Annotated in this window: 6 protein-coding genes; 3 read left to right on the forward strand and 3 right to left on the reverse strand. The window is 69.2% G+C overall.

Annotated features, from left to right (window positions below):
- Nucleotides 1–37: 37 nt before the first annotated feature.
- The 3 genes from NMN56_RS42680 to wrbA all read right to left on the reverse strand — a co-directional run bounded on the left by NMN56_RS42680 (nt 38) and on the right by wrbA (nt 3329).
- A complete protein-coding gene (locus NMN56_RS42680; protein WP_274047960.1) occupies nt 38–349 on the reverse strand; it encodes a heavy-metal-associated domain-containing protein in 312 nt (103 codons plus the stop codon).
- 331 nt (nt 350–680) lie between these two features.
- On the reverse strand, nt 681–2534 hold the full coding sequence (locus NMN56_RS42685) for a glycoside hydrolase family 3 protein (RefSeq protein ID WP_274047961.1): 1854 nt from the start codon (nt 2532–2534) through the stop codon (nt 681–683).
- Nucleotides 2535–2702: 168 nt separating this feature from the next.
- Nucleotides 2703–3329, reverse strand: a complete 627-nt coding sequence (wrbA, locus tag NMN56_RS42690; RefSeq protein ID WP_274047962.1) for an NAD(P)H:quinone oxidoreductase — start codon at nt 3327–3329, stop codon at nt 2703–2705.
- 328 nt (nt 3330–3657) lie between these two features.
- On the opposite strand from wrbA, the gene NMN56_RS42695 reads away from it, so the two are divergent.
- The 3 genes from NMN56_RS42695 (at nt 3658) to NMN56_RS42705 (ending at nt 7804) form a co-directional block, all read left to right on the forward strand.
- Nucleotides 3658–4335: a TetR/AcrR family transcriptional regulator gene (locus NMN56_RS42695; RefSeq protein WP_274047963.1), complete on the forward strand. Its 678-nt coding sequence runs from the start codon at nt 3658–3660 to the stop codon at nt 4333–4335.
- A 434-nt stretch (nt 4336–4769) separates the two neighbouring features.
- Nucleotides 4770–6326: an MFS transporter gene (locus tag NMN56_RS42700; protein ID WP_274047964.1), complete on the forward strand. Its 1557-nt coding sequence runs from the start codon at nt 4770–4772 to the stop codon at nt 6324–6326.
- 458 nt (nt 6327–6784) lie between these two features.
- Entirely contained in the window at nt 6785–7804 is a 1020-nt protein-coding gene (locus tag NMN56_RS42705; RefSeq protein WP_274047965.1) for a sigma-70 family RNA polymerase sigma factor, read from the forward strand.
- The last annotated feature ends 82 nt before the right edge of the window (nt 7805–7886 follow it).

The following is a 7886-nucleotide window of genomic DNA, read 5'->3' on the forward strand; positions in this document are numbered from 1 at the left end:
GGGCCCCCCCCCCCACGCCGCGGTCAGGGGTGAACCGTCACACGCCGGCCCGGCCGGCGAACTCGTAGCCCGCCTCGTCGATGGCAGCGGAGACATCGCTGTCCTGCAGCGGCTTGTCACTGTCGACCGTCACCTGGCCGCTCGCCAGGTCGACGGCCACGGCGGAAACCCCGCCGATCTTGGAGAGTTCGCCGGTCACGGCGGTCACGCAGTGCCCGCAGGTCATGCCCTGGACCTGGAAGACCTCACGGACGTCGGCCGTGGCCTGCTCGTCCGACGCCTCCGAGGTCCCGCACGAACCGCAGCACGAGGTCGACTCCGTGGTTTCGAGAGTGTTGTTCTCAGTCATGTCGGTGCTCTCCCGGTTGGTTGGATCGAGTGGCGGAGGCCGAGCTGTCGCACTCATGGCCGGGCGCACGTCATGACCGTCCCGGTCGGCATCGAGCGCTCTCTGCCTCTGCCACGGGAAGTTACCATACCCCCCCAGGGTAATTCTCCCGCGCTCCGAAGCCGTGTTCCGAGCCCGTGTTCCGAGCCCGTGTTCCGAGCCCGTATGCCGGAGTCGCACTCCGAGCCCGTGCCCCGGATCGGCGGACCGCCCCGGACACACGTCGCCGCTCGCACCCCGGTGGGCGGGGTACGAGCGGCGGGACATGAGCGGCTGGGCCGGCGGCGCCGGACTAGTAGCTGAGGCCGTGGCCGAAGGGGTAGAGAGGCCGGTCCGGGTCGGAGAGCGAGGGGACGGCGACCGGGAGGCGGCCGGAGGGGTTCACGTCGCCGTAGAGGGCGCGGGCGAGGGCCGTCATGGACGGGGCGCCGTAGGAGTAGGTGGCGAGGTAGGCGGGCACGTGCGGGAAGCGCTGGATGTCGTACGGGTTGCGGACAGCGACGGCGACAACGGGCTTGCCCGTTGCGCGCAGCGCCTCGACCAACTTGCCCTGTGCGACGCCCTTGTCGGCCCCGGCCGCTGCCGCGTTGGTGAGAACGACCGTGACGTCGTGGTCGCGCGCCGCGGCGCGCGCCGCGGCGATCTTGGCCGCGTCGGGCGCCGTTCCGGTCTCCAGCGTGGTGGCCGACTGGTCCCGGCGTGCGTCCACCGCGCGGGCGAGGTTGCCGAGGGGCGCCGTGCCCCAGCCGGTGACGAGCACCTTGCGCGGAGCCGCCGACAGCGGAAGAGCACCGCTCTCGTTCCGGATCAAAGTCACCGTGCGCTCCGTGATCGAGCGGGCCTTGGCCAGGTGGCGCCGGCTGCCGACCACGCGCACCGCGCGGTCCTCGTCCACGTACGGGAAGGGGAACAGGTCGCGGTGGAGCTTGTGTTCGAGGATACGGATGACGGATTCGTTGAGCCGCTTCTCGGAGATCTTCCCGGACCGTACGGCGCCGAGCACAGCCGCGAACGCGGTGTCCAGCTTCGGCGCCAGCACCAACTGGTCGCATCCCGCCTGGAAGGCGCGCACGGGGGCGACGTCCGGCGGGAAGTCGCCGGTCGCGCCGCCCATGTCCAGCGCGTCCGTGGCGATGACGCCGTCGAAGCCCAGTTCCTCACGCAGCATGCCGGTCACGATGGGCCGGGACATCGTCGCGGGCGCCTTGCTGGGGTCCAGCGCGGGGACGACGATATGCGCTGTCATGATCGTGTCGACGCCGCGCCGGATGGCCGCGCGGAACGGCGGCAGGTCGATACGGTCCAGCTCTTCGCGCGTGTGCGTGATGACGGGGAGGCCCGTGTGGCTGTCCGTGTCCGTGTCTCCGTGCCCCGGAAAGTGCTTGGCGGCGCTGGCCACGCCGCCCTCGTGATAGCCGCGTACGGCGGCGGACACGAGCTCCGCGCACAGCGCGGTGTCCGAGCCGAAGGACCGGACACCGATGACGGGGTTGGCCGGGTTGATGTTGACGTCGGCACACGGTGCGTAGTTCTGGTTGATGCCGACGGCCTTCAGCTCGGTGCCGATGACATCGGCCGAGTCGCGTGCGTCGCGTGTGGAGCGTGTGGCGGCGAGCGCCATGTTGCCGGGGAGCTGGGTGGCGGGCTCCAGCATCCGGTAGACGACGCTGCCGCCCTCCTGGTCGATGGAGACGAGAAGCGGAATACGGGCACCGGCGCGCAGGGCCGCCCTCTGGAGCCCGTTGGAGAGGGTCGCGATCTGGTGTGGTTCCCGTACGTTGTCGGGTCCCCGGCGGGCGTCGAAGTAGATGACGCCGCCCGGACGGTATTTGGCCACGACCTCGGCGGGCGTCGCGACGCCGTACAGCTCACGGTTCTTGGCGTGCTCGGCGTCCGCGGTCTGGCCGTACACCTCGACGACGAAGAGCTGCCCCACCTTCTGTTCGACCGTCATACGGCGGGCGAGCGCGGTGGCCCGGGCGCGTGCTGCGCGGCCCGAAGCGTACGAGGAGGAGAAAGCGGAAGAAGCGGAGGACGAGGACGGCGAGGAAGACGCGGCCGTGGCGGGCGAGGCCGGAACGCCGATCGCCGCCGCGGCTCCGGCCACAGCGGCGATGACGTTTCTACGGGAGGTGTGCTGCTGCATCGGGAACGCTCCTCACATGGGCGGGCGGTGTGCACGTGGTGCATGTGGGGGAAACCGCTGGATGCGGCAGCACATCGTCGCAGCGTGGCACCGGCCGGACCAGACGGCGCGCGGTACTTCAGTGGTCCAGTCCAGTGGTGCCATGGAGAGGCCCGGACGGCCCTGCGTTCAGCTCTGCGCGAGGCCCGAGGCGAGCGCCTGGGTCATACGGACGACGCGCTTCGCCTGGACGCGGGCCGCGGTCAGGGCGGTCTCGTCGACCGGGTTCTCGCCCTGTGCGTCGACGTGCGACGTTCCATAAGGGTTGCCGTCCACGAACTTCGACGCGTCGGTGTAACCGGGCGGCACGATGATGCCGCCGAAGTGGTACGCCGCGTTGTAGAGCGCAAGCAGCGTGCTTTCCTGGCCGCCGTGCAGCGTCGCGGACGAGGTGAAGCCGCTGTAGACCTTGTCGGCCAGCCTCCCCTGCGCCCAGAGCGGACCGAGCACGTCGATGTACTGCTTGAGCTGCGAGGTGATGTTCCCGTAGCGCGTCGGGCTGCCGAAGAGCACGGCGTCGGCCCAGTCGGCGTCGTCCGGTGTCGCCACAGGGATGTCCGCGGTCTCTCGCGCCTTCCTGGCCCAGGCCGGGTTCGAGTCGATCGCCGCCTGCGGCGCCAGTTCCTCCGCCCGTCGCAGACGTACCTCCGCGCCCGCCTGCCCGGCCGTGGCGGCGATCTCCTTGGCGAGTGCGGCGACGGTGCCGGTCGACGAGTAGTAGATGACCGCGACCTTGACCTGGTTTGTGGTTGCCATGGAGGACTCCGTTCCCCTGCTCCTGATACTCGTGCCTGCTTTGCCCGCTAAAGGTACTTATCGCGCACGGAAAATCGCTCGCATCCCGGGCGGTGGGAGGACAGGGTGTACGGGGTGATCCGCGAGGGTTCATGACGAAACCCTTCGCGTGAGGTGAGTCACAGCGCTCAGGGAAATAAGTGGGGACTGCGTCCCCGTTTGCATATGCGTCCCCACTAAACGGGGACTAGGTCCCCGGATCCAGGACCCCCGCACCGCAAGCAGCCGTACGGGGCAGTGATCCGCAGGGACCACGGCAACACCACACGACGAGGACGAGGAGCGAGGTATGGGCCACGCCGGTACGGCCGCCGCCACTACCACCGCGGCGAAGGGCAGCACCTGCGGTGCGCAGCCCCGGGCGCGGGCGGACGCCGCCCGTAACCGCGAACGCATCCTCATCGCCGCACGCGAAGCGTTCGTCGTCAACGGTGCCGACGCATCGCTCGACGAGATCGCCCGCTGCGCCGGCGTCGGCAACGCCACGCTCTACCGCCACTTCCCCGACCGTGACGCACTCGTGCACGGCGTCGTGGACTTCGTCACCGGCAAGGTCGCCGACAGGGCGGAGCTGGCACTCAAGGAAGAGGACTCCTTCGAAGCGCTCCGAAGCTTCGTCCGCGGGGCGGCGGAAGAGCGCGTCGGGGCGCTCTGCCCGATGCTCTCGGGCGGCTTCGACCCCTCGGACCCGCAGTGCCTGGAGGCGCGTATGCGCGTGGAGACACTCGCCCAGGACCTGATCCAGCGCGGACAGCGCGAGGGGAAGGTACGCACCGACATCGACGTCGGTGACGTGCTGGTAGCGCTCAGCCAGCTCACCCGGCCACTGCCCGGGCTCGCCTGCCGGCGCATCGAGCGCTTCGCCGAGCGCCACGTCCAGCTCTTCCTCGACGGGCTACGCGCTCCTGCCAAGTCCGAACTCCCCGGCCACGCCGCGACCTTGGAGGCCCTGCGACAAGAGAACTGAACGGATCCCGCGCAGGACGGATCCTCCAGGGACGGCACGGGGCGGAAAAGCAGCGGATTCCCGCAAAGCGGCGGATTTCCGCTTCATTCCGGTCTCAGCCCGAGTCTCCACTCCGGAAGGACGAACGGTCGGACGGACGGACACGACTACGGACCGGCCACGCTCGCGGCCCTGACCGACGGCCACGCCCACGCCCCGTAGTCGGCCTCTGAACCCTCAGCCCTCTCCGACCTCCACAGCTCAGCGCCCCGAGCTCGCCTCCGCGGCTCAGGTGGCTCCAGAGCTTCCAGACCACAGACCCGGACCTCGCGGTCCCTGACCCATGACGGCCCGTACGGGCGCGGGGGGCTCGTACGCGCCTCTGGCGCACAAATCCCTCTACAGACCAAGAACGTTCCCTTTTTCTCATTCCGTACCGTGAGGTAGGCACACCCATGCCAGAAGCACCCACCTCGGCCGCAACGGAGGCCGGGCCAGACCCCAGGCGCTGGAAGGCACTAGCCTTCATCGCCATAGCGCAGCTCATGGTCGTCCTCGACGCGACGATCGTGAACATCGCGCTGCCCTCCGCCCAGTCCGACCTGGGCATATCCGACGCCAACCGGCAGTGGGTCATCACCGCCTACGCACTCGCCTTCGGCGGACTCCTGCTCTTCGGCGGCCGTATCGCCGACCTGTGGGGGCGCAAGCGCGCCTTCGTCACCGGACTCGTCGGCTTCGCCGCCGCCTCCGCACTCGGCGGCCTCGCCACCAGCGAGGGCATGCTGCTCGCCGCCCGTGGCCTCCAGGGCGCGTTCGGCGCACTACTCGCACCCGCCGCGCTGTCCCTGCTCGCGGTGATGTTCACCGACGGCAAGGAGCGTGCCAAGGCATTCGGCATCTACGGCGCCATCGCGGGCGGTGGCGGTGCCATCGGCCTGATCCTGGGCGGCGTGCTCACCGAGTACATGGACTGGCGCTGGACCTTCTACGTCAACATCCCCTTCGCCGTGATCGCCGCCATCGGTGCGGTGCTCGTGGTCACCGAACCCCGCTCCTCGCGGAACCGTTCCTCCCTCGACATGCCCGGCGTCGTTCTCTCGACCCTCGGCCTGGTCTCGCTCGTCTACGGGTTCACCCGCGCCGAGTCCGAGGGCTGGAGCGAGGGCGGCACGATCGGCATGTTCATCGCCGCCGTCGTACTCCTGGGTGCCTTCGCCCTCACCGAGGCGAAGGTCAAGGCACCGCTGCTGCCGCTGCGCGTGATCACCGACCGCAACCGGGGTGGAGTCTTCCTCTCGCTCGGCCTGGCGACCATCGCGATGTTCGGGCTGTTCCTCTTCCTGACCTACTACTTGCAGGTCGTCAAGGGCTACTCACCCGTCCGTACGGGCGTGGCCTTCCTGCCGATGGTCGCCGGCATGATCACGGGCTCCACGCAGATCGGCGCCCGCCTGATGACACGGGTACCGCCGCGCCTGCTGATGATGCCCGGCTTCATCGTCGCCGCACTCGGCATGCTGCTGCTCACCCAGCTTGAGGTCGACAGCTCCTACCCGGCGCTGATCCTCCCCGCCGAGGTGCTCCTCGGCCTGGGGCTCGGCACGGCCTTCATGCCCGCCATGTCCCTGGCCACGCACGGTGTACGGTCCAGCGACGCGGGTGTGGCCAGCGCGATGGTCAACACCTCTCAGCAGGTCGGCGGTGCCATCGGCACCGCGCTGCTGAACACCATCGCCGCCAGCGCCACCACCTCCTACGTCGCCGCGCACGTCGCCGACGCCACCAGCAAGCCGGCCCAGCACATGCTGAAGCTGGAAGCCATGGTGAACGGCTACACGTCGGCGATCTCGTGGGCCGTGGGCATCCTGCTCGTCTCCGCCGCCATCGTCGGGGTTCTCGTGAACACCCGGGCGCCGGGTGGCCCGGCCGCAGCCCGGTCCGCCGACGGCGAGACGCCTGCCGACGGACACGGCGACGAGCACGAGCCTGTACTGGTGGCGATGCACTGACCGCCACCGCGCGTACACGACAGCCTGACGACCGCCGGGCTGAGGCGTGACACCTGATGAGCCTGGCCCCCGCACTCGAAGTGGGGGCCAGGCTCATGCCGTTTCCGCGCAACCGCGGAGTTTCCGCGCTGCTCAGAGGGTCCGTGTGACCAGGCACGCAACCAAGGAGGTACGTCCGCCGTCTAGACAGGTGAAAGGTGGCCGAAGGCGGCGCCTCCGGCGGGACCCCGAGTGGCCCGTGGGCGGCCTCTATGCCGCTCCGACCAGCGCCTTAGCGCGGTCTGTCACCGTCATGCCCGCGTGGGTGGTCGCACAGGGTACTGCATGATCGGAAAAATGTTGCGCGAGTTGGGAATTTAGTCCGGTTTCCAGCCGTTGACATCTACGCAAGGCGGGCACTCGGGGAGTGTCCGAGCTAGCCACCAGGCCAGTTTTAGACCACTCGCAAGGGAGCACGCATGGCAACCCGTGCCGTCGCCCGTCGTCAGGAGCGCGCGACCGGTGTCTCTGACACGGCAAGCAGTGTTCGCGCAGCCGCAGGCAGCGAAGTCGCGGACCGCGACCTGGTCGGCATGTATCTCGACGAGATCGCCCGTACCCCGCTGCTCGATGCCGCCAAGGAAGTCGAGCTGTCACTCGCGATAGAAGCGGGTGTCTACGCGCGAAGGATCCTCGATGGCCTTGAAGAACCGGTTACCAAGGATTCGCCCAGCGCCACCGCGAGCCGCGAGGACCTTGAGGCCGTCGTAGCCGAGGGCGAGCGCGCCAAGGACGTGTTCATCCGCTCCAACCTCCGTCTTGTGGTCGCCGTCGCCCGTCGCTACCCGCGCAGCGGTCTGCCCCTTCTGGACCTGATCCAGGAGGGCAACGCGGGCCTGGTCCGCGCGGTGGAAAAGTTTGACTACACCAAGGGCTTCAAGTTCTCGACCTACGCGACGTGGTGGATCCGCCAGGCCATCACCCGCTCCATCGCCGACCAGTCCCGCACCATCCGGCTCCCCGTCCACCTGGTGGAGGAACTGGGCCGGATACGCCGTGTGCAGCGCGAGTTCAACCGCGAGCACGGCCGCGACCCGGAGCCGGCGGAGATCGCCGCAGAGCTGAGCTCGACACCCGAGCGCATCACCGATGTTCTCGACTGGGCACGCGACCCCGTCAGCCTGAACATGTCGGTCGACGACGAGGGCGAGACCCAGTTCGGCGACCTGCTTGAGGACACCTCTGCCGCTTCGCCCGAGCAGTCCGTACTGACGGTGCTGCGCCGTGAGGAACTGGACGACCTCATCGGCAAGCTCGACCCCCGTACGGCCTCGATCATCAAGGCCCGTTACGGCATGGTCGACGGCCGCGAGCGCACGCTGACAGAAGTCGGCAAGCAGCACGGCCTCACGCGTGAGCGCATCCGCCAGATAGAGAAGCACGCCCTGTTGGAGCTGAAGAAGATGGCCCACGACACGGGCTTCGACGAGGCGGCGTAACCCGCAACAGCCCCGTCCCCACAGACGAGCCCCGGCGCCCTCCCCCGAGCGCCGGGGCTCTTTGGTGCGCGCATGTCTGGGT

The organism is Streptomyces iconiensis (assembly GCF_028657195.3).
In the GTDB taxonomy this organism is placed as follows: domain Bacteria; phylum Actinomycetota; class Actinomycetes; order Streptomycetales; family Streptomycetaceae; genus Streptomyces; species Streptomyces iconiensis.